Origin of the sequence: Pseudonocardia xishanensis, from assembly GCF_039541715.1 — a bacterium.
GTDB lineage: Bacteria > Actinomycetota > Actinomycetes > Mycobacteriales > Pseudonocardiaceae > Pseudonocardia > Pseudonocardia xishanensis.
Map to the genome: position 1 here is coordinate 1 of NZ_BAABGT010000076.1, position 26,679 is coordinate 26,679.

Sequence of the window (26,679 nt, forward strand, 5' to 3'; positions counted from 1 at the left end):
AACGCTGGAAAGACCGGACTACTAGACAAACGATTCGCAACGATCGCTAGAATCCGCCCCTTGTCGTGCCGCCGCGTGCGGTTCGGTGGGTGACGAGCGCGGTCATCGTGACGGTCATCTGTCTCCTCCGGCCCATCCCGCGAGGTTCTTCCACTCCATGAACCTGCACTTGAGCAAAGCCACCACACCGGTCAGCAGCAAGCCCAGCGCCACCAGAACCACGATGGTCGCGAACACCCCGGCCGTGTCGAACCGCCCGGCCGCCTGGTTCAGCAGAAAGCCGCCTCCGCTGTCCGACAAGACGATCTCCGCGGTCATCGCCGCCATGCGCGGTCATCGCCGCCGCCATGGCGCTGCCGTCCGCCACCACCGCCGAGGTGAACGGCGGAGCCAGGGTGAACCCTGGCCCTGTCGCAGGGCGACCACCATCGCGGTGGGATCGGGGATCCCGCGGAGGGTGAGCTCGGTCAAGGCATCGAGGCCGTACTCGCTTGCGGTGGAGCGGGTGAGCGAACCGATGATTCCCCAGGTACCCGGGACCGCGAGCGTCAGCCCCTTCGGCGCCTTCACGCGGTCAGCGACCGGCGACTGAGGCGTCACTCCCCCGCTTGCCATCCGTCGAGCCGCCTCCGTGGAGATCACGACCTGATAGGACGGACCAGGCGTCGGGATAGCGAAGCTGATCACGTCCTGACCCGCGGCCTCCGCGGCGAAGACCGACATGGAACCGGTCTGCACGGCGTCCAACTGGCCCGCCAGAAGCGCCTGGGTCGACTGGCTGCTCAAGCTCGTGTCCGGCATCTGGACCACATCGGTACCAAAGCCCTTCGCGTAACCCTTCTCGAGGGTGTACAAGAACGGCAGCGTGCTCAGCGAGTGGGACTCCTTGATCAGCCCGCCCTGGTCGGCGCCGACATCGGCTGGGGTCGACCCCGGGGCCGCGCATGCGCTCGCCAGGAACGCGAGCGCAGCGGCGACGAGCACCGTCAGACGGGCGTGCCTCTTCATCGAGGCTCCTCCGATCGGACGGGTGCGGGCGCGCCGCGGGTGGGACGGGAGGGTGTGTCCGCGTCCCACCCGGAGCGCTGGGGCCTCAGCTCACCGGGGCCGGGCTGGAGATGGCCTTGGCCTGCAGGAACTCACGGAAGCCCTCGACGCCACGCTCACGACCTAGGCCACTGGCCCCGTAGCCGCCGAACGGCGTGTCGGCTGCGACCCAGAACGACGGACCTATCGCGACGCCGCCGGAGCGCAACGACTCCGCCACGCGCCAGGCCCGCTCCGGGTCCCGCGTCTGGACGAATCCGCCGAGGCCGTAAGGGGTGGCGTTCGCGATCCGGATCGCCTCCTCGTCGGGACCGTCGTACCGGAGCACCGTCAGCACGGGCCCGAACACCTCGGTCTGTGCGATCTCGGCATCGGGCTGCACACCCGTCACCACCGTCGGCTCGTACCAATGCCCCCGCTCGAAGTCCGGGTGACCGGTCCTACCACCGGTCAAGACGGTGGCGCCGCCCTCTCGGGCACGGTCGACGAGACCCGCCATCCGGTCCAGCTGGCCCTTCCGGATGATCGGGCCCACCTGCGTCTCGAGCTTCTTCGGGTCACCCCACGGCAGTGCCCGGGTCACGGCCACGACCCGCTCGAGCACGTCGTCGTAGACACTGGAGTGCACCACCATCCGCGTCGGCAGCAGACAGCCCTGGCCGCTGTTGTACATGCACATCCCCACACCGAAGGGGATCGCGGTGTCGAGGTCGGCGTCCTCGAGGATGATGTTCGCGGACTTGCCGCCCAGCTCCAGGACGACCTTCCGGAAGCCGATGGCGGCACGGCTCGCAATCCGCTGCCCGACGGCGGTCGACCCGGTGAAGTGAAACATGTCCACCCTGGGGTCGGCGGTCAGCGCGTCCCCACCGATGGCGTTGTCGTCGGAGGTCACCAGGTTGAACACACCCGGCGGAATATCCGTGTGCTGGTCGATGACCTCCGCGAGCAGCACCGCCGCGAGCGGGGTGTCCGGTGCCGGCTTGAGCACCACGGTGTTGCCCGTGGCGAGGGCCGGAATGGTCTTGCCGACATTCATCGGCGTGGGCATGTTCCACGGGGTGATGGCCGCGACGACCCCGCGCGCCTCCTGCCGCACCCGCCGGTTGCTGGTCAGACCGAGCGCCTCGTGCGGCGGCAGGTCGAGCTCCCAGTCGAAGGAGCTCATGAGGGCGATCGTCCAGGTGACCTCGCCGATGATCGTGTCCATCAACGGTGCCTGGTTCGACGGGATGCCCGCCTCACGCGTGGCCAGGTCCGCGAGCCGCTCGCGGTACTTGATCAGACCCTGCTCCACCTGCCGCATGCACTTCAGGCGAAAGTCCCGGTCGGTGGCCCACTCGGTGGTGTCGAAGGCCCGCCGAGCCGCACCCACCGCGTCCGAGACATCGGACAGGGTGGCCCGGGCGGCCGAACCGATCGACGACTCGTCGAACGGGTCATAGACCTCGAAGGTCTCCCCGTCTTGTCCGTCGCGCCACTGACCGTCGATGTAAAGCTTACTGTCGATGCGGTCGTATCCCATGCTCACCACTCCTCCATCGCAGCGGGGTAGGTCATTTCGTGAAGTTGCCGCAGTCGACCGTCAGGGTCAGCCCAGTTGTATAGCGGGACTCGTCCGACGCGAGGAACAACACGGCGTTCGCCACGTCCTCGGGCTGCGCATCGGGCGTGGGCAGCAGGTGCATGGCCTGAAAGCGGGGCGCGACCTCCTCCCACGTCGGGTTCGTCAGGTCGGGCGCGAACAGGTCGTACGTCGTCTGATTGTGGATGAGGTCGGTGTGCACGTTGCTGGGGTTGACGGTGTTCACTCGGATGGAGTTCGGTCCGAGCTCGATGGCCGCGGTGCGCATGAGCCCGACGACACCGTGTTTCGCCGCCACGTAGGGCGCCGTCATGCCGTAGGCCTTCATACCGGCGACCGACGACGTGAGGATGATGGAACCACCCCGGCCCTGCGCCTTGAGGACGGGGACCGTCGCCCGAAGCGTGTTCCATACCCCGATCAGGTTGACATCGATGATCTCCTGGAACGCCTCGGGCGCAAACTCCTCCAGCAGCCCGTACGACCACATGCCCGCGTTGGCGACGACCACGTCCAGCCCACCCAGACGGTCGACTCCCTCCTGGAGACCGGCGGAGAGACTCGCATAGTCCCGGACGTCGGCCTGGTAGCTGTAGATCCGGCGGTCCAGCTTTTCGACGAGGCTGGTCGTCTCCTCCAAGTCCTCCGCCGTTGCAGGCTTGGCGACCGACGTCGCGATAGGGCCGCACAGGTCCATCGCGATGATGTCGGCGCCCTCCTCCGCCAGGCGGACCGCGTGCGCCCGACCCTGCCCCCGCGCCGCTCCCGTGATGAAGGCGACCTTGCCCTCTACTCGACCCATGACAATCCTCTCCTGACCTGACCAGTCCCGACGATCGTCAGGACGTCACCTACTCCTGTACGGCCCCCATGCCCGGGCTACGCCAGAACACGGCGAGCTGCGCAGCCGCACCACCGATGCCGATCGCCGCCGCAGTGAGCGCCGCGGCGGCTCCGTTCAACCGGCGGTCCAGCCCGATGGCCCGGTCCACGCTGAACCTGCCCGGCCCGATGCCTGCGAGGGCGACCCCCGCTCCGGCGAGGTTCAGCACGTACTCGTAGCCCTCGGCGGTGATGAAGAAGCCGTTGCGCGCATGGACGGAGCGCGCGGCGACCGCCATCGTCGCGACGATGGCACCCGCCGCCAACGGCGTGGCCGCGCCCGCCAGCACGGCCGCGCCCGCACCGACCTCGACCACGGCGCTGGCCCTGGCCTGTACCTGCGGTTGTCGGAAGCCGATCGACGTGAACCATTTCGCCGTGCCGTCCAGGCTCCGACCGTGCTTGAGCCCGTGAGCGATGAACGTCGCTCCGAGGGCGGCCCTCAGCACGACCCGGGCTACGTCCACACCCGAACCGCTCATGACTTGCCACCAGCCGTCGCAAGCACCTCGGTCGCGATGTGGTCCAGCTCCCGGGCAAGGTCGCGTGGCCGCGAGTAGAACGGCGAGTGGCTGCCCTCCATCTCGGTTAGCGGAAACCCGCGGTGCTGCGCGACGATCCGCGAGTAGACCGGGCTCATGGCACGGTCGTCCCGGCAGTAGATCGAATGGGTCGGTACATCCGGCCAGCGCTCCATCGGGGTCTTCTCGACCATTGCGCTCAGCGCCTGCGGGCGAAGCCGCGGGAGAATCGCATCCACTGTGGCCTGGTCGACGTCGTGGCAGAAGACCTCGGGAGCGGCCTCTGCGGTATAGCGGATGAAACCGGCCTCGTCCGCGATCAGCCGCTCCGGGTCGACGGCCGACGCGGGCGCTGTGTCCGCCTGCTCGGCGAAGCCGAGCCCGACCGCCGGGACCGCGGCACAGAGCAACACCAACCCGCGCACCGGACGGAGCGCGGGCAGGAGCGGCGCGACCAGGCCACCGATCGAGTGGCCCACCACGATCACGTCGTCCGAGAGGTGACCGACCTGGTCGGCCACCTCTCGCGCGTAGTCACCATTGCCGAGGCCTGCGACGTCGCACTTGTGGGTCGTGGCGACGCTCGTGTGACCGAGCCTCGCCAGCTCCGGCTCCAGACGCTCCCAGCACCAGCCCCCGTGCATCCCACCGTGGATCAGCACGAACTCGGCCATGGCCCCCTCCTGTCCGCCTTCCCGGTTCGGGAGAGGCTGTCCGGTCACGAACGGTTGCGCAGGTTCTCCACGATCATCGACAGTCCCATGCCGCCGCCGAGGCACAGGCTGACCAGGCCGTACCGACCGCCCGTGCGGGCGAGCTGGTTCAGCGCGGAGGCGATCATCCGGATCCCGGTGGCGCCCGGCGGGTGGCCGATCGAAATCGCACCGCCGTTGGGGTTGGTGAGCTCCGGGTCGAGCTTGAGCTGGGCCATCGCATAGAGGACGACCACCGCGAAGGCCTCGTTCACCTCGCAGACGTCGAGGTCCCCCACCGACAGTCCGGTCCGTGCCAGGACGGCCTGGGTCGCGGGCACCGGCCCACGACCCATCAGACCGGCCTCGACACCGACGACGGCCCAGTCGACGATCCGCCCGTCCGGCGCCACACCGTGCCGCTCGACGGCCTCCTCCGAGATCACCATGACCGCACCCGCGCCATCGTTGACACCGGAGGAGTTCCCGGCGGTCACGCTGCCGTCCTCGGCGAAGGCCGGACGCAGCTTCTGGAGATCGGACAGGGTGACCTGCGGGCGTGGGAACTCGTCCACCGCGACGCCGCCCACCTCGTGGATCTCCTCGGCCAGGTAGCCGGCGGCGCGAGCAGCCTCGGCCCGGGTCTGGCTGCGAAGGGCGTACTCGTCCTGCTCATCTCGACCGATGCCCCCGAGCCCGGCCAGGTTCTCCCCCGTGACCCCCATGACGTTGCCCCAGGGATCGGTGTAGGCCCACTCCAGCATGTCCTCGATCTTCGGGACCCCGCGCTTGTTGCCCCACCGGGTCCACAGGACGGACGGCGCCATGGAGAACGCCTCAGCGCCGGCGGCGACGGCCACCTCCGAACGGCCCAGCCCGATCTGCTCGGCGGCAGTGATCACCGCTTGGACGCCGGTCCCGCAGGCCCGGTTGACGTTCACCGTCCGGACGCTATCCGGGATACCGGCCCCGAGCGCCGTGATCCGCGCCGCCCACGGCGCCTCCGACGTCGTCGCGATGACGTTGCCGAACACCAGATGGTCGACATCCTCGGCGGCCAACCCGCTGCGGGCGATGACGTCCTTCACCACCGGGACGGCGAGGTCGGTGACCGGCTGGTCCCGGAAACCGCCCCCGAAGCGACCGAAGGCCGTCCGCCGCGCCGACTTAAGGTAGATCTGCCTCTCCGACAACCTGCACTCCTTCGTGATCGATGTCCAGCGCGTCGTTGTGGGCTCAGCCCAGGACTGCGACGACGCACCCGTTCCCGTCGATGCCTGCCACGCCGCCGCCCATCGTCTCGACGACCCCGACTCGAGCCCCCTCGACCTGACGGGCACCCGCACGCCCCTGGAGCTGCCAAACGACCTCGGCCACCTGTGCCAGCCCGGTCGCGCCGAGCGGGTGGCCGCGCGAGAGCAGCCCACCCGACGGGTTGACCGGCAGGCCTCCACCGAGGGCGGTGACCCCGCGAGCGGCCGCCGGGCCGCCATCCCCCTCCGCGACGAGGCCCATCGCCTCGGTCGTGACGACCTCACCGATGGTGAAGGCGTCGTGTACTTCGGCCAGATCGACGTCCGTCGGTGCCAGACCCGCACGTTGGAAGGCCTCGTGCGCGGTCGCGCGGACCAGGTCGAAGCCCCAGACGTGGGGGCTTAGGTGGTCCCAGAGCCCCCCGGAGCGGAGCGCGATGCCACGGATCCCGACGTCCGTGCCCACTCCGCGATCCACGCCCACCACGGCGGCCGCCGCCCCGTCGGAGATCGGGCAACACTGCAGCAGGGTCAGAGGGTCCGCAATCATCGCCGACTCCAGGACCTGCTCGATCGTGTAGTCACCGCGGTACTGGGCGCGCTCGTTGCCGAGGGCGTGTCGGTGGTTCTTGACCGAGACCGCGGCCAGCTCCGCCTCGGTCACCCGACCGTCCGCGAGGAAGCGGCTGGCCGCCATCGCGTAGACCCCGGGCAGGCCGAGCCCCGACGCGCCGTCGACATCCGTGCGCTCCGGATGGATGCCACCTCGGAAGCGGCCGGTCATGTGCTCCAACCCGAGGGCGAGCACCCGGTCGAACCGTCCGCTCTCCACCGCGACGTGAGCCTCGTGCAGGGCGGTCGTACCGCTCGCACAGGCGTTCTCGATGGTGATGATCGGGATGCCACCCAGACCCAGCGGATGCAGCGCGCGCTGCGCCACACCCGACGCACCGAACACCGAACCGACGAACGCGGCCTGCACGTCCTTGGTCCCGGCGTCGGCGAAGGCCTCGATCACCGCCTGCTGCCCCAGCACATGTGCGGTCGTGCCGGTCTGTCGTCCGAACATCGACGTACCCACGCCGTAGATCACGCTCATGGTCTCTCCATCGGAGCAGTGCCCTCGACCGAACCTCGGACGTCGCCAGACTCGGTGGCGCCGGTGAGCCGGACCCTGCTGTCGACCGGCGCACCGCCGTCGCCCTCGATGTGGACGAGGAGCCGCGGTCCGTCGTCGAGATCCACGTATGCGACGTCGTACGGCGGGGTGCGCCCCGGCAGAGGGAACCGGATGGTCGTGCTCGACCAGACGGTGCCCCACGGCCCGAACTCGGCCTGTCCCAGGTCCGTGGACCGGCATCGCGGGCAGCAGAGAGCCGCGGCGTCCAGGATCGGGTACCCGCAGCCCTCGCACAGGCTGCCCAGCACTCGGGAGCCTGCGCCGTCGGTGACGACCTGCGGACGCGGGTCGAAGGTGATCTGGTCGCTCATCGTGGATCCTCATTCGGGCCGAGCGAGCAGACGGGGACCATCGAGCCACCGAGGGAGGCCGTCCGCACCGTCACCCGGTCGTTCGAGGTCGGCACGGCATCGTGCTCGATACCGCCGTCCGCCGTGACCAAGAGACAGAGCAACCGGACGTCCGCGAAGGATTCCGGCTGCACCACCACCGTGGTGTAGGGGCCGTCCTTCCCGACCCGACGTGGGACCGAGGCGGTTTCCGTCGGCCCGTTCAGGGCGACCCGCGCCCATGACGTGACCTTTGCGGTGTCTCCGGCGTCCCACCACTGCAGGTCGTCGCTCGAGCAGGACCGGCACCGCAATCGCGGCGGGAAGGCGGCAGCACCGCAGCGAGCGCATCCCTGGAGCACCGCACGCCCGCCGGCGAGGATCTCGCCGTACTGGGCGGCCATACCCGCGGTGCCCTTCTCCGCATCGCAGAGGCCGAGCACCGTCACCTCAGCGGTGGTCTCGTTCACAGTGCCACCCTTCGCAGGATCGCGCCGGACGTGGGTCCGGCGGGCGGGCCGAGGACCAGAGCGTGCTCGGCCGCGGAAACCTGGTTGACCGCGGTCCACCGCAGTTGGCGGACCATCTCCAGGATGTGTCGGAAACCGTGGGAGTAGCCGGCCGCGAGATCGCCGCCGTGTGGGTTGGTCGGACACGCCCCGTGCGGGAGCAGCCCGTCCAGGCGGGCGAGCTCCGCCGCTCCACCACGCTCGACCAGGCCGGACTCCTCGAGCAGGAAGAGAAGCGTGAAGGTGGTGCAGTCGTACAGGCCGACCACGTCGATGTCCCCCCGCACTAGGCCCGCGGAGGCGAAGAGCTTGTCGGCGACCGCTCGGGACGGGCTGTCCAGGGCATCGGGCGACAGCGGGCGGGAGTCGAACCAGCTCATCGGCTCGGGGCCCTGCGACTGGGCGGTGGCCACGATCTCGACCCCCACGGACCGATCCGAACGATCGTGTGCGGAGACGATGACCGCACACGACAGATCGGCGGGGACGAACTCGTCCAGCGGGGTGAAAGGGCCGACCGTCGTGGGCAGGGCCAGGTAGTCGTCGAGAGCGGGCAAGGGGTCCGCCAGATCGAGCAGAGAGCTCTTGGCGTTCTGCCGCATCTGCTCCGCGACCGGATAGAGGTCGGCGCGTGTGGTCCCGTAGCGGTTGGCGTGCTCCTGATAGAGCAACCCGAACAGGTGCAGGTAACCGGTCCACCCGACCGGCCGGAGGTAGTTCGGCGCGTCGAGGTAGAACGGCCTCAACGGGTCCGGCGCGACCAACTGACGAAGCCACTCCTCCGCCACCACGGTCCGGGTGCACAGCACGGTCCGGGCCGCCCCCGACCGCACGGCGGCGATGGCGACGTCCAGCAGCGCGGCCCCGCTGCCGCCTGCATGCGGCACGTCGACGGCGAAGGACAACTCCTCCATCCCGAGGTTGGCGGCGAGACTCATGGCCGAGATCGCACCGTCGTGCGAGTAGCGGACGATGCCGTCCACTTTCGCAGGCTCGATGCCGGCGTCTCTGCACGCGTCGAACGCCGCCCGCAGCGCCATCGTCTCCGCCGCAGGGCCCTTGCCACGGGCGACGGGACCGCTCTCCCCCACCCCGGCCACATACACGTTCATCGTGCGCCTACGACGTCAGCGAGGCCGGCGCCGCGCTCCGAGAGGGGTAGAACCCGCCCGCCCACTCGCGGAGAGCGGTGTAGATCCGCGCCTCGGACCGACGGAACAATGGACGCTCGAGAATCGCCATGTTCTCCCAGACGGTGAGGTCGTGCTCGGGCTGCTCCAGGAGATGCTTGACCAGGCGCCGCCGGAGCGGGTCGATCTCGATGGTCTCCGGGGTGGCGCGGCGCACGAAGAGCGCCGAGGACACGACCGACGTCCGCCCGTCGATCGGCGTCGCACCCGTGACCTGGATCATCTCCGGGATGCCGAAGTAGCGAGTGATGACGATGCCCAGGCCCCATGACTCGGTGAACACCTCGGAGGGGATGGGCCCGTTCGGAGTCAACCAGGTCGACTCGTAGCCCGCGCCCCACTCGTAGACGAACTTCGAGCGGAACAGCGCACCCTCGACCGAGTACTGGTGAATGTCCGGGATCTCACCACTGCCGTGGATGAACTTGAAGTGCGACGCGTCCGCCACGTTCTCGACGATGCTCTGGGGGTAGACCTGGACACCCTCCCAGGTCCCGACCACCGACTCGTCGAGTAGGAAGTACTCGTCCGCGGAGCCCTCCGGCAGCAGCGGGCCCGGCTCCCAGTCCGGGTCCCGGTCGTCCTGGTCGAACCACAGATAGCAGATGCCGTCCCGCTCCACGGTCCGCCACGAGCGGATGGTCGCCGGTGACGGCTTGGGCTCGTTGGGGATCGCCTGGTTCTTGCCCAGACCGTCCCACTGCCAGCCGTGGAAGGGGCACTGGACGCAGTTGCCGACCACGATGCCGCCGTGGCCCAGGTGGGCCCCGAGATGCGGGCAGTGCGCGTCGAGGACCTTGACCTGGCCGTCCTCTCCGCAGAACGCCACGAGGTCGCGGCCGAACAGGTGCAGCGGACGAACATCGCCGGGAGCGAAGTCGTACCGGTAGGCGAAGCGGTACCAGCCGCTGGCGTAGTGGTCAGGAGCGGGGAGCCTCAGTGTGCTTCGCATGTTGTCTCTGTCCTTCCGACCCGACGCCCGTCTCCAAACATGCTAGGCGCCTGATAGTTAGCCGTCAAATATTATTGATGACAGTGATCTTCGCGGTCAGTCCGTCTTCGGCGTCGACATCCGCGACGTGTAGCCCCCGTCGACCACGACGATCTGCCCGGTGAGGTAGGAGGCCTCGTCACTCAGCAGGAAGGAGACGACCCCGGCGACCTCCTCAGGGGTCCCCGTCCGGCCGAGGGACGCACCCGCACCCATCGACCGGTGGGTGTCGGCGCTCATCGACGCGAGTGCTCCGGGGGTGGCGATGATCCCGGGTGCCACCGCGTTGGCCCGCACACCGCGGTCCCCGTACATCGTGGCGACGGCGCGGCAGAAGGCGTTGATGGCCCCCTTGCTCGTGGAGTAGCCGGCGCGGAGGACGTTGGAGACCTGGCCCGCGATCGACGACGTGAACACGATGGAGCCGCCGCCGGCCTCGATCATGCCGGGGACCAGGTGCTTGCAGGCCAGGAAGCCGCCCCTGACGTTGACCGCCATGATCGCGTCCCAGACCTCGACATCGACCAGGGACAGCTCGATGTCTTGCGGCACCGCCGACATCAGGCCCGCGTTGCTGTGCAGCAGGGTGATCGGGCCGAGGGCGTTCACGATCGCAGGCACGGTTCGCTGCCAGCTCAGCTCGTCGGCCACGTCGAGCCGGTAGGCCTCGGCGACTCCGCCGGAGGCCCGGATCGCGGCGGCGCACTTCTCGGCGGCCTCCTCGTTCACGTCCGTCACCGCGACGCGCGCACCGTGGGCCGCCAGGGTCGCCGCCGAGGTCGCGCCGATCCCTGACCCGGCCCCCGTCACCACCGCGACCCGATCTCCGTGTCTGCTGCTCGTCATCCGTGCTCCTTCACGTCCCACTCGATGTCGACCCGCACGGGCCCACTGATGCCCACGACGTACTCCTCCACGGAGGCGTCGGGCGCCGGCCGATAGGACGGCAGGGCCTGGTGGAACTCGTCGACGGCGGCGACGAGCTCGACCCGGGCGAGATGGGACCCGGCGCACCGGTGTGCCCCCGCGCCGAAGGCGATGTGCCGGTTGTCGGCCCTCCGCAGGTCGAACCGCCGTGCATCCGAGAAGGCGTCCAGGTCCCGGTTGGCGAACGCCAGCGGCAGCACGACGTAGTCGTCCTTCTTGACCGGGCAGCCGCGGAAATCGGCGTCCTGAACCACTCGTCGGCTTGGGGCGACCTGCGAATACAGCCGCAGTGACTCCTCGACCGCGGCGGGGACGAGCGAGCGGTCGGCACGGATCTCCTCCTGCACCACCGGGTCACCCGCACAGTGCCTGATGAGGTAGGCGATCGCCGCCGTCGTCGTCTCAAGGCCCGCGGTGAACACCTGCAGGACCATCTCGGCGAGCCGGGACTCGGGCAGCGGCTCGCCGTTCACACGGCCGTGCACGATCCCGGACAGGACATCCTCGCGGGGCCGGGAACGGCACTCGTCGACGGCGGCCGCGAGGAACTCGGTGAGCTCGTCGAAGACGGCCTGGACACCGCTGCCGTCGACGTCCTCCGGGTCCCCCACCAGCAGCCTGCCCGCCAGGTCGGCGAACCGTCGCGTCTCCTCGCCCGGCAGGCCGAACAGCTCGAGGAACACCGACATCACCAGAGGTCGGGCGAAGTCCTCCACCACCTCGCACCGACCGCGCGATCGCAGACCGGCGGCGAGCTCGGCGGCGGTCGCCCTGATCCCCGGTTCAAGCTTTCGCATCCGGACGGGGCTGAGCAGCGGCATGATGATCCTGCGGTACAGGCCGTGCTCGGGCGGATCGAGCTGCTGCGGCACGAACCGGTACGGGACCCGCTTCTCCCGGTCCCGCTTCATGGCCGACAACGGGGCGTTCGAGAACAGCCCCGGGCTGGTCAACGCCTCGTGCACCGCTTCCATGCCGGAGAACATCCAGTAGCCGGGCGTGCTGGAGTACAGGAACTCCGCGGAGTCGCTGAGCTCGTCGAACACCTCGAAGTGGTTCGTCCGCAGTGACGGGTCACCCTCGAAGTCGAAGGCGCAGTGCCGCACGCTCGGCTGACGTGCGGTCATCGGGTCCCCTGACCGGAGTCCCACTCGATGTCGACCCGCAGCGGTCCGCTGACCCCGACGACGTAGTCGTCCCGGCTCGCGTCGACGGTGTGCCGATAGGACGGGATGACCTTGTGGAACTCGTCCATGGCGGCGTACATCTCGACGCGCGCCAGATGGGATCCCGCGCAGCGGTGGGGTCCCACGCCGAAGGCGATGTGCCGGTTGTCCTGCCGGTGCAGGTCGAAACGGCGGGCGTCGGCGAAAGCGGCGGTGTCACGCCCCGCGGCGGCCAGCGGCAGGACCAGGTAGTCACCCTCCTTCATGGGACATCCCTCGAACTCCGTGTCCACCCGGACCTGTCGGCTCATCGAGATCTGGCTGTAGAAGCGCAGGGACTCCTCGACCGCGGCCGGCACGAGGGTGGGGTCCGCACGGATCGCGTCCTGGGTCGCCGTGTCGTCGGCGCAGTGTCGGACCAGGTACGACATGGACGCCACAGTGGTCTCGAGGCCCCCGACGAAGAGCAGCAGCGCGATCTCCGCCTGACGCTCGAGGGTGATGGGCTCACCGTTGACCTCAGCCTGAACGATTCCGGTCAGCAGGTCCTCGCGCGGCTGCACGCGTCGCGCCTCGAGGTAGCCGCCCAGGTAGTCGGTCAGGTCGGTGAAGGCCTTGCCGACGATCGAGCCGTCGTCGTCGTTGGGGTCGCCGACGACCAGCGTGCGTGCCAGGTGTCCGAACGTGTTCGCCTCGCTCAGCGGCAAACCGAGCAGCTCGGTGAAGACGTGGACCACGAGCGGCCGGGAGAACTCGGCGACGACCTCGCCGCGGCCCGCGGAGAGCATCGCCTCGGCGAGGCCACGCGCGACCTCGCGGACGCGGGGCTCGAGTCGCTTCATGCGCGCCGGGCTGAGCATCGGAGTGATGATCTTCCGATAGAGCCCGTGCTCCGGAGGGTCCAGCTGCTCGGGGATGAACTTGTAGGGGACCCGCTTCTCCCGGTCGCGCTTCATGGCCGACATCTGGCGGTTGGAGAAGAGGTCCGTCCGCTTGAGGGCCGCCTCGATGTTCTCCGCCTTCGTGAACATCCAGAAGCCCGGAGTCTCGGAGTAGACGAAGGAGGGGCCGTCCGCGAGCCGCTCGAAGACACCGAAATGGTCCCTCCGGAGCTCGGCGTCCCGCTCGAAGTCCAACTGGATCAGGTTCGGGCGCTCGTTGACCACATCGACCGCTCCGCGGGCCTGTCCTGCAGTCTCGGCAGCGTCGGGCTCGGTGGCGGTCATCCCGCACGCTCGATCGCGCGCTCGGGGCACAGGGTGATGGCGGACTCCACATCCGCCGCCTGGGCGTCGGGGACGTCGACCGCCCCGTCGGTGCGCAGACTCGAGTAGCCCTCGTCGTCGAGGGGGAACAGGTCCTCGTTCACGGCGTAACAGCGCGCATGTCCCATGCACTTCTCGTCGTCGACGGTGATCTTCACGGAGTCACTCCTCTTCTGCGGTGGCGGGTTGGGATGTCGGTTCGGGAGTCACAGGTCGAGGACGAGCCGCGGGCCCACGCTCCGGGAGACGCAGATCATCATGCGGTCACCCGCCGCCCGGTCGGCGTCGTCGAGCACGGCGTCACGGTGGTCGGGCACACCCTCCAGGACGGTGACCTCGCAGGAGCCGCAGATACCCTCCTCGCAGGAGAACAGTGCGTCCGCCCCGGCCTCGACGGCGACCTCTAGGATGGACCTGTCCGCAGGCACCTCGACCGTCACCCCGCTCCGGGAGAGGACGACCTCGACCGGCTGGTCCTCGACCATCGCGCCGGGGTCGGTGGCCTGGCGGGAGAAGCGCTCCACCCGCAGCGCATCGGGAGGCCAGGAGAGACACCGCGTCCGCACAGCCTCCAGCAGCGGCTCGGGTCCGCAGCAGTAGACCGCGGTGGCCGCCTCCGGGTGCGCCAGCACCGCGTCCAGATCGGGTAGGCCGGCCTCGTCCTGAGGGTAGAGCTGGACGGCGTCGCCGTACGTGGCGAGCTCGGGCAGGAACGCCATCGTCGAGCGGGAGCGGCCCCCGTAGACGAGGGTCCACGGGACGCACCGCTTCTCGACCGTGCGGATCATCGGCAACAACGGTGTGATGCCGATCCCGCCGGCGATGAACACGTAGCGCGACGCCTCGACCAGAGCGAAGTTGTTCCGAGGTCCCCGCACGTGCACGCGCGAACCCGGCTCGAGGGTGTCGTGGATCAGCTGTGAGCCGCCACGCCCGGCCGGCTCACGGAGTACCCCGATCCGCCACCGGGTGCCGTCCTCCGGGTCGCCGCACAGCGAGTACTGCCGGACGACCTCCTCGACGACGAGGTCGATGTGCGCGCCGGGCTCCCACGGCGCGAGCGCGCCGCCGTCCGCGGCGGCGAGGACGAACTCCGCGACGCCGTCGGACATCTCCGCCCGCTCGACGACGACCATCGCGCGGAGGTCCTCACGGGTGGTTGTCAGGCTCACGACAGTCCTCTCGTCGCTGCTTCCGGCGGCACACGCTGCACTCGCACCGGGACGTTGCTCATCAAGGGCTGACCGGAGAACCGGTCCGGTCGATGTGTGACATCGAGCAGCCGGTCGACGTTGGCCCCGATCTGGCGCGGCGCGTCCGCCTCGTCCCCGGGCAGCCCACCGAACCCGTGGGTCAGGGCGACGAGCCCGGGACGCAGCGACTCGTCGGCCCGCGCGACCGCGGTCACGGTTCCGCGCCCCGACGAGATCTCGACGAGATCGCCGGACACGACCTCGCGGGCCCGCAGATCCGCCGGGTGCAGGAACGCCGGGTTGTGTTCCGGCGCCCGGGCGAACGCCGCGGCGTCACGGCACGAGGAGTTGTACACGTGGGGCAGCCTGCGACAGATCAACCGCAGGTCGTCGATGCTCCCGCCCTTGACCTCGGTCAGCTCGGTGAGCTCGTCCATCATCTCGGCGTTCGCGAGGTCGAGCCGTCCCGTCCACCCGGGCTCCTTGGGCTCCACGACGATGCCGGGGGCCGGGAAGAGCGCGCCGTGGGGATGCTTGCGCACCTCGTCGAGCGGCACCCGGGATCCCGCGAGGACGAGGCCGAGCACCTGCTCGGACGAGGGCTCCGACGCCGGGTCGATCCGAGCTGCGTCGGCGACCGTGCCCCCGAAGGTCTCCCCCAGCTGCAGCGCGAGTCCCATCTCGCGCGCCAAGCTGTGGAAGAAGGCCCACTCCTCGATCACGTCCGAGTTCTCGGGCGGGTCGACCACAGCGGGGGTGTACTGCCCGTAGGCGTCCACCGGACCGTAGCCGACGCCCTGATGGTGCGTCGCGAGATCGATGATCGCCGTGCTCCCGGGGACCTCGAGCGGCATCGTCGGGCCGATCACGAAATGTGCTTCCCGGGCGGTCTGCGACATCCACGGGTCGATCTGCACCAGCAGGTCCAGCGAGCGCAGAGCCTCCAGGGTCCGCAGCTGGTCCGGCCAGGCCGCAAGCGGGTTTCCACCGCAGCTGATCAACGCCTTGACCTGGCCTTCGCCCGGCGTCAGGATCTCCTCGGCGAGCGCGGCGGTCGGCAGCCCGGCAGGAGTGGCCGTGAGGCCTCGGACCCGCATCCGCTCGCCCAGCCGTGCCGCACCCGGCGGCCGGGCCTGCGCCCGGTGGTCGGAGGAGGGCACGAGGGTCCCCGGGTTGCGCACCGCGTCACCGGCTCGGAGGTAGTGACCGCAGACGGCCTCGAGACAGAGCACGAGATACTCCACCAGAGTTCCAGGACCGGACATGTTCGGGCCCGTGCCCGCCATGGCGTAACCGCGCCCCGCCCGGCCGTGGACCCGGGCGATCTCGACCAGGTCGGCCGCGCTGCAGTCGGCGGCCGCGGCGACCGCCCGCGGCTCGAAGGGCGCGACGGCACGCCGCAACGCCTCTATGCCGACCGTCTCGTCGCGGACGAACCCCGGATCGCCGAGATCCTCCTTGAGGACGACGTGCAGGATGGCTGCGAGGATCTCGGCATCGTGGCCCGGGCGTGGCTGCAGGTGGATGTCCGCCCGCTTCGCCGTCTCCGTGCGGCGCGGGTCGACGACCGACAGGACCATCCCCTTCGCCCGCGCGTCGCGCAGCCACCGGCCCTGCCGCCCCTTCGGCAGCCCCTTGTGGCTGACCACCGGGTTGACGCCGATCAGGAGCGCGGACCGCGGCTCGTCGAACTCCTGGGGAGGGGCCATCCAGGAGCCGTGCAGGGCCTTGGCGATCGACTTACCCGGCTTGTCGATGGTGTTGGGGGTGAAGCACATCGGCGACCCCAGAGCCCTCATGAACGCGAACCCGAAGGGCGCCGTCGCGTTGCTCATGCACTGGCTCGTCCCGAGGTACAGCGCCACCGAGCGTGGACCGTGCCGGTCGACGATGTCGCTCAGCCGATCAGCGATCCGCCGTACGACCTCCCCGCTGCCGACCGACCTGAACTCGCCGGACCCGTCGCGGTGCAACGGCCGCAGTATCCGCTCGAGCGAGTCGAGGTAGGCGGGTTGGCTGCGCCCCTTCACGCACGTGTAGCCCTGGTAGACGGGATTCTCGGCATCTCCCCGGACTCGGGTCGCCCGGCCGTCCTCGACGTCGACCAGCACGCTGCAACAGTGGTTGCAGATCCGGCAGACGGACGGCACGGTGGTGGTCACGCCCCGCCTCGCAGTGCCGCCACCAGCCCGGCGGCGTCGAGGGGCCCGTCGATCGTCGCGCGCCAGTCGGCGAGCGCGACCGTCACATGGCTGACGCCCGCCTCGGCGAGCTCGGTGGCCCGCCGGGCGATCTGCGCCGCCATCTCGGATGCCGACCCCGCCACCGGGGCGTCGGGGTCCGGCTTGACCGTCGCCCGCACGCCGACGGTGGCCGCGTCGCGCCCGATCCGACGACATGCCGCCCTGATCGCCGCGACGCCGTCACGCACGTCGGCGAGGGTGGCCGCCTCGCTCACGATCCACCCGTCACCCCGCTCGGCCACCCGCCGGGCCGTGACGGGGGTGGACTTGCCGCCCCACCACACGGGCGGGCCGTCGGCACGCCAGGGTGCAGGTTCGCTGACGACGTCGGCGAAGTGATGCCAGCGCCCTTCGAACGAGGCGGGAGCCGTCGTCCACAGGCGACGACAGGCCTCGACCGTCTCCTCCATCCGCGCGAACCGCTCCTCGAAGGGCACGCCGACCGCCGCGAAATCCACCCGCGACCACCCCGCCCCGACGCCCAGCACGAGCCGCCCCTCGGAGAGTCGGTCCACCGAGGCGGTCTGCTTGGCGAACAGGAAAGGCTCGTGCAGTGCGCCGAGCACGATGGAGGTGCAGAGCCGGATCCGCTGGGTCCTCGCTGCTATCGCGGCGAACAGCACGAGGACGTCGCTGACCGCCGAGGTTCGGTCCGTGCGCCCCAGCAGCTTGCCGCTCGGGTGCGTCATCGTCCCGGCGTACGCGAGGTGCTCGCCGTACACGACGTCGTCGGCTCCGGCCTGTTCGAGATCGGCGACCAGGCCGGGCAGGGCCGAGAGCTCGAGGCGGTCGTGCACGAGGCCGGACAGCTGGATCCCGACCGGTACACCGACGGGCCAACCGACGGCTCGACTGCCGACCTGGCTCTGCACAGTCACTTCTTGGCGCTCCGCAGCAACGAGATGTGTGGCAGCGGGTGTCCGGTGGAGGCTCCACCATCGACCGAGAGCGTCTGTCCGGTTACGTAACGTGAGCGATCCGAGGCGAAGAAGACCACGACGTCCGCGATGTCCTCCGGTCTGCCCCGTCGCCCGAGCGGGATGTGGTCGAGCAGCGCGTCGACCTCGTCCGAGACGCGGGTACCGGTCGCTGGAGTCTGGACACTGCCCGGACTGACGACGTTCATCCGGATGCCCGCGCGCCCGTTCTCAGCGGCGACCGTGCGGGCGAGATGGTTCACCGCGGCCTTGGACGCCCCGTAGACGGCTTGGTTCTGCGCACCGTGGAAGCCACCCGAGATGGACCCGACGCTGACGATGGAGCCGCCGGTGCCCTGCTCGACCATGATGGGCACCACCTCGCGCACCGCGGTCACGACGTAGTCGAGGTTGAGCCCGAACGCGAGGTCGACCTGCTCGTCCGTGTACTCGGTGAGCGGCACGAACGGAAGACCGAAGACAGTCTGCCCCCCCACCACCGTCACCAGCACGTCGATTCCGCCGAGGAGGCTGCGTGCCTCCCCGACCGCGCGGCGGAGGTCGGTTCGGTCGAGGACGTCGCCCACGACTCCCACCGACTTCCCGCCGAACGCCTCGAGCCGCGCCGCCGCGTCGGCGGCGCGCTCCGGGTCCTTGTCCACGACGGCGACGTCGGCGCCCTCCTTCGCCACGGTCGACGAGATCGTCCAGCCGATCCCTCCACCGCCGCCGCCGATGACCAGGGCACGCTTGCCCGCCAGCTGCCCGACAGCCTCGTTGGTGCTCACCGTCGAATCCCTTCTCGCTCTGGACAGAGCGGTGGACGCGCCGCTTCAGGCGCGTCCACCGCGGTTCGGTCTGACTCAGCGCATGTCACTGAGCGTGATCGTGGGCCGGAGAGCGTCCACCCGGCGGAGGATCTCCTCCTCGCCCTGCGGGAGCGGAACCCGGATCTCGTCCAGGGTCAGCCCGTGGGAGTCGGCCATCGGCCGCAGCGCGTCGACGTCGAACCCGTAGAACGACGCGGCGTTCCCACCGAGGAAGGCCCGAATCTCGTCGTCGGTCATATCGGTGGCCCCGATCGTCGCGCGCAGGTACTCACGCGTGACGCCGAAGGTGCCTTCGGGGTGCGGGAAATCGGCACCGAACATCATCTTGTCGGTGCCGATCCGGTCCCGCGTGACGAGCTCGCCCCGGGACAGCAACGAGGAGCCGATCCAGACCTGCCGCTTGTAGTACTCGCTCGGCGGCCGCTTGACGATCTTCTTCAGCGAGTCGTTCATCATGCTGTTGTGCCACGAGTGGTCCATCATGGCCAGCACCTGGATGACCCAGTCGCTGTGTTGCTCGGTGAAGGCGATGCGCAGGCCGGCGTGCCGCTCCAGCACACCGCTCCAGATCAGGAACCAGAACGGGCGGTGCGCCCACCAGGCGAACTCGAACCCAGAGATGCGCGCCCGGACCTCGCCGGGGACACCCGGCAGGACAGCGCCACCGTAGTCCGGCATACCGGTCCCGCCGTGGAAGTTCAGCGGGAGGCCAACCTCCTCGGCCGCGGACCACAGCGGCTCGTAGCAGGGGTCCCAGAACAACGGCTTGCCGTCGTCCATGCCGGGCATGAACAGCGACTTGAACCCGAGTTCCTTCGCCCGGTAGACGTCCTTGACCGCCTCGGCGACGTCGTGCAGGCACAGGATCGCCTGCGCGCCCAGAGCCGGCTGTCCGGCGGTGAAATCCGCGACCCAACGGTTGTAGGCCCGAGCGCCGGCCAACTCCAGCTCACCCGGGAAGCGGGTGCGGGCCGAGCCCAGCCCGCCTGCGCTGAACGGCGTCCCGTCCGGAAACAGCAGCTCACCCACGATGCCGTCCTTAGCGAGCTCCTGAACACGACGCTCAGGGTCCCAGTGGCCCTCGATGGCACCGGAGTCGTAGATCGTGGCCTTGTGACGCTCCGCCAACTCGGGGTCGAGGACATCGAAGAAGTTGATGGTCGTCTTCGCAGTCGAGCCGAGCAGGTCGTCGAACGCGGAGTGGTACTTCTCCTCGAGGTAGGGACGGTACTCCGCCATCGGCAAGGCCACGTGGCCATCGCCGGAGATGATCAGAAGTCTGTCGCTCATATCGGATTCCTCTCCTTAGCCCCAGGTTGCTGGAGGTGGGGCACACCGGCCCGCTCAGAGCTACGGCATCGTGAAGGTGCCGAGGTCTGTCAGCTCCCCGTTCTTGATCTGGACGACGTGTGTGGTCGGGTTCGCGATCGCGCCGAGGTTCGGGATGCTCTTGGGGGCGTTGGCCCGGCTGAGCACGGCGGGGAGCAGCGGCACGTTCTCCACCTTGCCGTCCATGAGCACCTTCAGGATCGACTCTCGAGTGGGGTTCGGGCCGACCTGGTTGGCGACGTTCTCGAAGACCTTTCCGGTCAGCCAACCCGCCAGCGCGTAGCCGTCGATCTCCTTGTCGAAGCCGGCCTCACCCATACCGTTCTTGAACTCCGTCATGGCCGGGTCGGTCGAGCTGAAGACCGGGAACGAGTTGTCCGCGTAGAGCCCCTCGGACGCGGGACTGGAGATCACCGCGCCGTTCAGGCTACCGCCGTTCGTGCCCAACGTGGGCTTGCTGCCGACGGTCTGGAAGGCCTGCAGCATCTGCAGGGTGACGTTCGGGGCCATGCCGAGCAGGATCGCGTTCGGGTCGCTGGCTTCCGCCGCCTGGGCGGCCGGGAGGAAGTCCGGGGAGTTCTGCGGGACGTAGCTCTCCCCCGCCGGTGTCGTGCCGACGATGGACTGCAGTGTCTTGAGGTCGTTCGCCGACGAGTGCCCCGCCGCCGTGTCCTGTGCCACGTAGGTCACGGTGTTGATGTTGTTCTTCTTCCAGTAGTCGAGCACCGACGCGAAGCCGACGAGGTGTCCGCCGCGGATGCAGAAAGCGGTCTTGCCGCTGAACTCCTGGACGCTGGACGGGCTCGCGCAGATCACCGGCATGCTCGCCGCCTCGAAGATCGGTCCCGAGGTCGCACCGAGGTGTCGGCCCGCCGACCCGGCGATCACGAGCACCTTCGGGTCGGCCACCATGCGCCGAGCACAGTCGGCGTTCTTCTGCGGGTCGCCGGCGTCGTCGCAGCGGCTGACCTCGAGGGGCCGCCCCTGGACGCCACCCTTGGCGTTCTGGGCCTTCACCCACGCCTCGAGCCCGTCACCCGTGCTCTTCAGGCTGCCCGCCGAGCTGTCGGTGTTCACGATACCGAGCACGAGGGGCTCGCCCTGGGGGGCGTTGGCGGCCTGCGAGCCGCCCCCGCAGCCCGCGACCGCCAGTAGCAACACTGCAGCGGACGCTGCGGTGACCAGGCTTCTCATCGTTTCTCCATTGATCCGAGGGTCAGTCTGACCGGGGTGGGTTCCGACGTCTCACGCCACAACCGTCAGCGGTTGGGCAGCTGCGGGGTCTCAGGTTGGGCATGGTCCCCCACACCGGGTAGTGCGCCGGGCCGCGGCTCGACCGCGGGTGCGGTCGCTTCGGGGTCCGCGGCCCGCTCTCCGAGATAGCTCGCCTCGACGACCGAACGGTTGGCACGGAGCTCCGCCGCACTTCCGCTCATCTCGATGCGGCCGCGGACCAGGACGTGGCCCAGGTCCGCCACCTCCAGCACACGCTCGACCTGCTGCTCGACGAGCAGCACACCGGATCCGAGCGTGTCCGCGGCCTCCCGCAACGCGGTCAGCAGACGGCCCACCACGAGGGGAGCCAGGCCGAGCGAGAGCTCGTCGACGAGCAGGAGCTTCGGCCTGGTGCAGAGGGCACGGGCCAGCGCGAGCATCTGCTGCTCACCACCGGACAGCAGCCCCGCCCGCCGGCCGCGCAGGGCTTCGAGCTCGGGGAAGAGCTCGAAGGGATCGGCCTTGGCGTTGCGGACGATGGAGAGGTTCTCGGCGACGGTCAGGTTGGCGAGCAGCGCCCGGTCGTCCGGAACGTAGGTCCACCCGTCGCGTGCCCGGCGATGGGGGGACACGCCCTTGAGGTCGCGCCCCTCCGCCCGCACACTGCCACGCCTCGGTTCGAGGAAGCCCATGACGGTGAGCAGCGTCGTCGTCTTCCCGGCCCCGTTGGGACCGAGGAGCGTTACGACCTCGCCCGCGCCCACGGAGAACTCGACGTCGAACAGGGCCATGGTCTCGCCGTAGCCGACCGCGAGGTCGGTCACGCTCAGGAGATCGGTCATCGTCATCCCCCCAGGTAGGCGCTCAGGACGAGCTCGTCCCGGCGGATCGAGTTGGGATCTCCGGTCGCGATCACGTGGCCGAAGTCCATGACGAGCACGTGGTCGCAGACGGTCAACACCAAGGACATGTCGTGGTCGACGAGCAGCACACCGAGGCCGCTGTCCACGACCCCCCGGAGGAGGGTTCCCAGGTGCGCGGACTCGTCACTGTCCAGCCCGGCGGCCGGCTCGTCCAGGACGAGGACCTCGGGCCCGCACGCCAGGGCTCGGGCGAGGGCGAGCATCCGCCGTTCGCCCTGCGGCAGGCTCGCCGCCGCCCGCTCTGCGTCCGCTCTGAGGTCGAAGGCCGCCAGAGCGTCGTCGACGGAGACGCTGCTTCCCCGGGCGATGCCTCGCTGGGCGACCTCGAGGTTCTCCCGCACGGTCAGGTCGTCGAAGATCTCGAGGCCCTGGAACGTGCGGATGAGCCCGGCACGGGCGCGCTTGTGCGCGGGCCAACCGCCGATCTCGACCTCCCCGAGACGCACCGAGCCCCGGGTTCCGGGTGCGAAACCGGTCAGCGCGTCGATGGTCGACGTCTTGCCCGCGCCGTTCGGGCCGATGAGGCCCACCAGCTGACCCGGCGGGACGACGAGCGAGACGTCGTTCACCGCGGTGACGGCCCCGTAGCTCAGGGTCATGTGCTCGGCCACCAGGGAGCGCCGGTCGTCACGATGGGTCAGCAACGACGCCACGGACACCGACCGGGATGGTGCGTCGGCGACTGGCTCTTTCTCGCCGTCCGCGCGCGGCTCCGGTACCGGGGCGGCCTCCGCCCCGTCCTTGACGTGCGCAATCCGACGCCGCTGCAGCTTCTCCCGCATGTCATGCGGCAGCAGAGCCAGACCACTGGGGTGCATGATGACCGTCAACATGACGCCGACGCCCCCCAACACCTGGACGATCTGACCGGCGACCCCGGGGAAGTGCAGCCAGGAGGCCAACAACCCGCCGCTGACCAGGAGCCCACCGATGAACACCGACGGGATCGCGCCGATGCCCGCCATGTAGGCCGTGGACACGATGACGAGCGAGAGGAAGGCTCCGAAGTTGTCGTAGCTCAGACGCTCCGCCTGGTAGCCCAGCAGCGCTCCGCTCACTCCGGCGATGAAGGCCGAGATCCCGAAGGCCACCAGCTTCGCCCGGGCGTTCGAGAGCCCGAGCGCGGCGGCTCCGCGCTCGTTGGCCCGCACGGCGAGGAGCCGCAGGCCGATGTGGCTGCGCCGGAGCCACGCCACCCCCAGGCAGAGCAGGAGGACCACGATCAGGACCACGACGGCGAAGGAGCGTGGCGAGGTGACGGGGTTGAGCTCGATCCCCCCGAGCGACGGCCTCTCGAACGAGCTCCCCCCTGCCAGCCGGAAGTCGGTGAAGAAGGCCGCGTCCGCTGCGAAGGCCGCCGCCATCGTGACGACGGCGAGGTTGATGCCACGGATGCGCAGCGCGGGCAACGCGAGCAGCCAGCCGATCGGCACCGCGGCGAGTCCACCGATCAGCAGGGGTATCGGGAAGGGCAGGCTGGAGGCAGCCTGGGCGGCGAAGAACGCGCCACTGCCCGCCAGGAACATCTGGGCGAGGCTGACCTGTCCGAGGTAACCGGTCAGCACGACGAGCGACAGGCAGACCAACCCGCCGATGAGGGAGATCGTGCTCGGGGCGACCCATGCCGCGGGTACGACGATCATCCAGACCAGACCGACCGCGATCCCGATGGCGGCGAACCGGAGGGGGCTACGGATCGCGGGCGCGGCGGGCAGGACCGTCTCCAGCAACGCGCCGCGGACCGGGATCGACCGGCCGCGCACCACCATCACGACCACGATCACGATGAGCGGGATCAGCTCCCCCCATCCGCCGATGGTCGTCACCGCGGTCAGGTCGGGCGCGATGCTCTGCACGACCGCCTGTACGGACCCGAGGAGCAGACAGGCCACCAGGGTCACGGCGAACGAACGGAAGTTCGCGATCAACGCGGCGGCGATGGCGCCGCCGAGGATCAAGGTGTACGACATCGGGGTCTGCTGAACCAGGCTGGCCAGCAGCACGCCTGCCCCGCCGGCGAGGGCCGCACCCAGACCCCAGTTGATGACGGCGAGGGTGTCGGTGGAGTAGCCGAGCAGCGTCACAGCTCGCTCGTTGTCGGCCAACGCGCGAGTCGCCCGGCCGAACGTCGTGAATCGATAGATCGCCCACAGCACCACGGTCGCCGCGATGGCGACCAGGAGGAAGACCAGTCGGTCGAACGGGAAGACGAAGGCGGGGTCACCGAAGCCGAGGTCGATGGCCGTCCGGTCCACCAGCTCGACAGGCGGGCGCCACTCGTCTCCGAAGACCAGCGGGACCAGCGCAACCAGGGTGACCAGCAGCCCGATGGTCGCGATCACCTTCGCCATGGGCGGCGCGGTGCGCAGGTTGCGGAGAACCAGGACCTGGAAGGCGACGCCGATCGCGACCGCGATCGCGACCGATACGGCCGCGGCGGGCAGAGTCGACCAGTCCTCCTCGACCAATACCAGGAAGGTATAGGCGGCGCTGGTCGCGATCGCACCCTGGGCGAAGTTCACCACCCCGGAGCCGCGGTATGTCAGGACCAGACCCAGCGCCAGCAAGGCGGTGGCGGCACCCGAGCCCAGCCCCGTGATGGCCAATTGCAGAACGGTGTGCATCGTTGACCACCTGTACTCGGTCGATTCGCAGTGCGACATTCGGCAACTCAGGCCAGGACCGGAAGGTCCTGTCCACCCGCCCGTCGGTGTCCCGTCCAACCTCGGACGCGACACCGATCACATCGCGGGATATTTCTAGCACACAACATACTCAGAGACCAGAATATCTTGCGTGCTTACATCTCGACGCCGTGACGGCCCGCCACCGGACGGAACGACACCGACCGTGGTCAGCCTCCGTCGGACCGAGCGCCCTCGTCGGCGAAGACATGGGCGAGCGCAGCGACCAGAACACCCTTTGCCACCTTGCCCGAGGGCGAGTACGGAAGATCGGTCACCATCTCGACGTGCTTCGGCCGTTTGTAGGCGGACAGCCGCTGCGAGAGATGGTCCGTGATCGCGCGTCGGGTCTTGTCGGCCTCGGCCTCTGTCTCGAGGACGACGGCGGCGACGACCGCCTCCCCCCAGTAAGGGTGCGAGCGACCCACGACAGCCACCGCACGAACTCCGTCGACCTCGCCGATGGCGGACTCGACCTCGGCCGCAGCGACGTTGTAGCCGCCACTCTTGATCATGTCCTTGATCCGGCCGCGGAAGTGGAGCATGCCGTCCTCGTCCATGCTGCCGAGGTCTCCCGTGCGGTACCAGCCGTCCCCGGTGAACACCTCCGCGTCGTCCTGGCCGAGATAGCCCGCCATCCGGGTCGGGCCGTACAGCTCGATCTCACCGACCTCGTCGGTCGCGGCGAGGCGACCGTCGGCGGTCATCACCCGGGTCTCGTCGAGCCCGGCGGGTCGACCGACACAGGTCGGATCGGTGAGGAAGCGGTCGGGTGGGGTCCGGTTCAGCAGGCCCTCGGTGGACCCGTAGCCGTACACGAAGTCGGCAGCCGGGAAGCATTCGGCGACGGACCGCCGCTGCTCGGGCGACATCTCGTACGCGGTGTCCACCGCCACGACGGAGCGCAGGGCACCGTCGCGGAGCTCGGGAGAACCGGCCATGGACAGCAACATCGTTGGAGCCAGGAACGCGTGAGTCACCCGATGGTGCTCGATCAGGCGGACGGCCTCGTCGGCGTCGAACTTGGCCATGAGCACCACATGGGCACCGGCGAGCACGTCGGCCAGGATGAAGTTGGCGAAGCCGATGCCGGACAGCGGGATGGCGAACAGCTCGACGGAGCGGCGGTCACGGGGCTCGGCCAGCTGCAGGTTGACCGCGGACCACCCCAGGTTGGCATGGGTCTTGGCGGTCGCTTTGGGCGTGCCCGTGGAGCCGGAGGTGAAGATGATCGTCGCCAGGTCCTCGTCGGCCACCGCGATGTGCGGCTCGTCGGACGCGATGCTCGCGGCGATCAGCTCATCGAGGGAGACTACGTCCGGCGACTCCGGTCGGCCCTCGCCCAGCTGGAGAACGAGCCGCGGACGCGGTACCCGCTCCAGGATGCCGTCGAGCCGGCCGGAGAGACCGGATCCGACCGCGAGGACGGAAGCCTTCGACCGGACGACGAGATCGACGGCCTCGTCATTGGTCAGCATCGTGTTCAAAGGCACCGTCACGGCACCGATCCGGGCTGCGGCGAACAGGACCAACAGGACCCCGTCGCTGTTGTGCGACAGGATCGCGACCCGGTCCCCGGACTTGACCCCGGACGCGAGCAACGAGTTCGCCAGCCGGTTGACCGTCTGGTGGAATTGCGCGTAAGTCCAGGTCCGGGCGCCGAAGGTCAGGAAGGGGCGCGGCCCATTGCGGTCCGCAGCCAGTCGGAGAAGTCGTCCACAGTTGAGATAGCTCATTGCGCACCTCGACCACACATGCAGGGCACACGGGAAACCGGCGATGCCCTGCGCTCGCCTCGGCCATCGAAG

The 26,679-nt window shown here is 69.5% G+C and carries 25 protein-coding genes; all 25 read right to left on the reverse strand.

The window, feature by feature from the left end; translation table 11 throughout:
• Positions 1-114: 114 nt before the first annotated feature.
• The 25 genes from ABD993_RS25145 to ABD993_RS25265 all read right to left on the reverse strand — a co-directional run bounded on the left by ABD993_RS25145 (position 115) and on the right by ABD993_RS25265 (position 26,607).
• Entirely contained in the window at positions 115-327 is a 213-nt protein-coding gene (locus ABD993_RS25145; protein WP_345423352.1) for a hypothetical protein, read from the reverse strand.
• 6 nt (positions 328-333) lie between these two features.
• The gene (locus ABD993_RS25150) at positions 334-1,008 is read right to left on the reverse strand and encodes a substrate-binding domain-containing protein (RefSeq protein ID WP_345423355.1); all 675 of its coding nucleotides are present in this window, start codon (positions 1,006-1,008) and stop codon (positions 334-336) included.
• A gap of 85 nt (positions 1,009-1,093) precedes the next feature.
• Positions 1,094-2,572, reverse strand: coding sequence for an aldehyde dehydrogenase family protein (locus tag ABD993_RS25155; protein WP_345423358.1), 1,479 nt, complete (start codon positions 2,570-2,572; stop codon positions 1,094-1,096).
• A 31-nt stretch (positions 2,573-2,603) separates the two neighbouring features.
• The gene (locus tag ABD993_RS25160; protein WP_345423361.1) at positions 2,604-3,434 is read right to left on the reverse strand and encodes a mycofactocin-coupled SDR family oxidoreductase; all 831 of its coding nucleotides are present in this window, start codon (positions 3,432-3,434) and stop codon (positions 2,604-2,606) included.
• Positions 3,435-3,483: 49 nt separating this feature from the next.
• A complete protein-coding gene (locus tag ABD993_RS25165) occupies positions 3,484-3,996 on the reverse strand; it encodes a DoxX family protein (RefSeq protein WP_345423364.1) in 513 nt (170 codons plus the stop codon).
• Positions 3,993-4,709 (reverse strand): alpha/beta fold hydrolase, encoded by a 717-nt coding sequence (locus tag ABD993_RS25170; RefSeq protein ID WP_345423367.1) that lies wholly within the window; start codon positions 4,707-4,709, stop codon positions 3,993-3,995. Before ABD993_RS25170 ends, ABD993_RS25165 begins: the two co-directional genes overlap by 4 nt.
• Before the next feature lie 44 nt (positions 4,710-4,753).
• Positions 4,754-5,920 (reverse strand): thiolase family protein, encoded by a 1,167-nt coding sequence (locus tag ABD993_RS25175; RefSeq protein WP_345423370.1) that lies wholly within the window; start codon positions 5,918-5,920, stop codon positions 4,754-4,756.
• 43 nt (positions 5,921-5,963) lie between these two features.
• Positions 5,964-7,079: a thiolase family protein gene (locus tag ABD993_RS25180; RefSeq protein WP_345423373.1), complete on the reverse strand. Its 1,116-nt coding sequence runs from the start codon at positions 7,077-7,079 to the stop codon at positions 5,964-5,966.
• The gene (locus ABD993_RS25185; protein WP_345423376.1) at positions 7,076-7,471 is read right to left on the reverse strand and encodes a Zn-ribbon domain-containing OB-fold protein; all 396 of its coding nucleotides are present in this window, start codon (positions 7,469-7,471) and stop codon (positions 7,076-7,078) included. The genes ABD993_RS25180 and ABD993_RS25185 overlap by 4 nt, the downstream gene beginning before the upstream one ends.
• Positions 7,468-7,959, reverse strand: coding sequence for a Zn-ribbon domain-containing OB-fold protein (locus ABD993_RS25190; RefSeq protein WP_345423379.1), 492 nt, complete (start codon positions 7,957-7,959; stop codon positions 7,468-7,470). Before ABD993_RS25190 ends, ABD993_RS25185 begins: the two co-directional genes overlap by 4 nt.
• The gene (locus tag ABD993_RS25195; RefSeq protein ID WP_345423382.1) at positions 7,956-9,110 is read right to left on the reverse strand and encodes a thiolase C-terminal domain-containing protein; all 1,155 of its coding nucleotides are present in this window, start codon (positions 9,108-9,110) and stop codon (positions 7,956-7,958) included. Before ABD993_RS25195 ends, ABD993_RS25190 begins: the two co-directional genes overlap by 4 nt.
• Before the next feature lie 7 nt (positions 9,111-9,117).
• Positions 9,118-10,140 carry a Rieske 2Fe-2S domain-containing protein gene (locus ABD993_RS25200; protein ID WP_345423385.1) on the reverse strand — a complete coding sequence of 341 codons (1,023 nt, stop codon included), beginning with the start codon at positions 10,138-10,140 and terminating at the stop codon, positions 9,118-9,120.
• A gap of 96 nt (positions 10,141-10,236) precedes the next feature.
• Positions 10,237-11,025 (reverse strand): SDR family NAD(P)-dependent oxidoreductase, encoded by a 789-nt coding sequence (locus ABD993_RS25205; RefSeq protein ID WP_345423388.1) that lies wholly within the window; start codon positions 11,023-11,025, stop codon positions 10,237-10,239.
• Positions 11,022-12,233: a cytochrome P450 gene (locus ABD993_RS25210; protein ID WP_345423391.1), complete on the reverse strand. Its 1,212-nt coding sequence runs from the start codon at positions 12,231-12,233 to the stop codon at positions 11,022-11,024. Before ABD993_RS25210 ends, ABD993_RS25205 begins: the two co-directional genes overlap by 4 nt.
• Positions 12,230-13,498, reverse strand: a complete 1,269-nt coding sequence (locus ABD993_RS25215; protein ID WP_345423394.1) for a cytochrome P450 — start codon at positions 13,496-13,498, stop codon at positions 12,230-12,232. The genes ABD993_RS25210 and ABD993_RS25215 overlap by 4 nt, the downstream gene beginning before the upstream one ends.
• Positions 13,495-13,695, reverse strand: coding sequence for a ferredoxin (locus ABD993_RS25220; RefSeq protein WP_345423397.1), 201 nt, complete (start codon positions 13,693-13,695; stop codon positions 13,495-13,497). Before ABD993_RS25220 ends, ABD993_RS25215 begins: the two co-directional genes overlap by 4 nt.
• 48 nt (positions 13,696-13,743) lie before the next feature.
• Positions 13,744-14,709: a PDR/VanB family oxidoreductase gene (locus tag ABD993_RS25225; RefSeq protein ID WP_486362898.1), complete on the reverse strand. Its 966-nt coding sequence runs from the start codon at positions 14,707-14,709 to the stop codon at positions 13,744-13,746.
• Positions 14,706-16,892: a molybdopterin-containing oxidoreductase family protein gene (locus ABD993_RS25230; RefSeq protein WP_345423400.1), complete on the reverse strand. Its 2,187-nt coding sequence runs from the start codon at positions 16,890-16,892 to the stop codon at positions 14,706-14,708. Before ABD993_RS25230 ends, ABD993_RS25225 begins: the two co-directional genes overlap by 4 nt.
• Positions 16,889-17,845, reverse strand: a complete 957-nt coding sequence (locus tag ABD993_RS25235) for a TIGR03619 family F420-dependent LLM class oxidoreductase (protein ID WP_345423404.1) — start codon at positions 17,843-17,845, stop codon at positions 16,889-16,891. The genes ABD993_RS25230 and ABD993_RS25235 overlap by 4 nt, the downstream gene beginning before the upstream one ends.
• Before the next feature lie 2 nt (positions 17,846-17,847).
• A complete protein-coding gene (locus ABD993_RS25240) occupies positions 17,848-18,678 on the reverse strand; it encodes an SDR family NAD(P)-dependent oxidoreductase (protein ID WP_345423408.1) in 831 nt (276 codons plus the stop codon).
• A 75-nt stretch (positions 18,679-18,753) separates the two neighbouring features.
• Positions 18,754-20,010, reverse strand: coding sequence for an amidohydrolase family protein (locus tag ABD993_RS25245; protein ID WP_345423411.1), 1,257 nt, complete (start codon positions 20,008-20,010; stop codon positions 18,754-18,756).
• 60 nt (positions 20,011-20,070) lie between these two features.
• Complete coding sequence (locus ABD993_RS25250; RefSeq protein ID WP_345423414.1) at positions 20,071-21,243, reverse strand: ABC transporter substrate-binding protein; 1,173 nt, start codon at positions 21,241-21,243, stop codon at positions 20,071-20,073.
• 65 nt (positions 21,244-21,308) lie between these two features.
• Positions 21,309-22,106, reverse strand: a complete 798-nt coding sequence (locus tag ABD993_RS25255; protein WP_345423417.1) for an ABC transporter ATP-binding protein — start codon at positions 22,104-22,106, stop codon at positions 21,309-21,311.
• 2 nt (positions 22,107-22,108) lie between these two features.
• Complete coding sequence (locus ABD993_RS25260) at positions 22,109-24,811, reverse strand: ABC transporter permease subunit (protein WP_345423420.1); 2,703 nt, start codon at positions 24,809-24,811, stop codon at positions 22,109-22,111.
• A 230-nt stretch (positions 24,812-25,041) separates the two neighbouring features.
• Entirely contained in the window at positions 25,042-26,607 is a 1,566-nt protein-coding gene (locus ABD993_RS25265; RefSeq protein ID WP_345423423.1) for a class I adenylate-forming enzyme family protein, read from the reverse strand.
• Between the last annotated feature and the right edge of the window lie 72 nt (positions 26,608-26,679).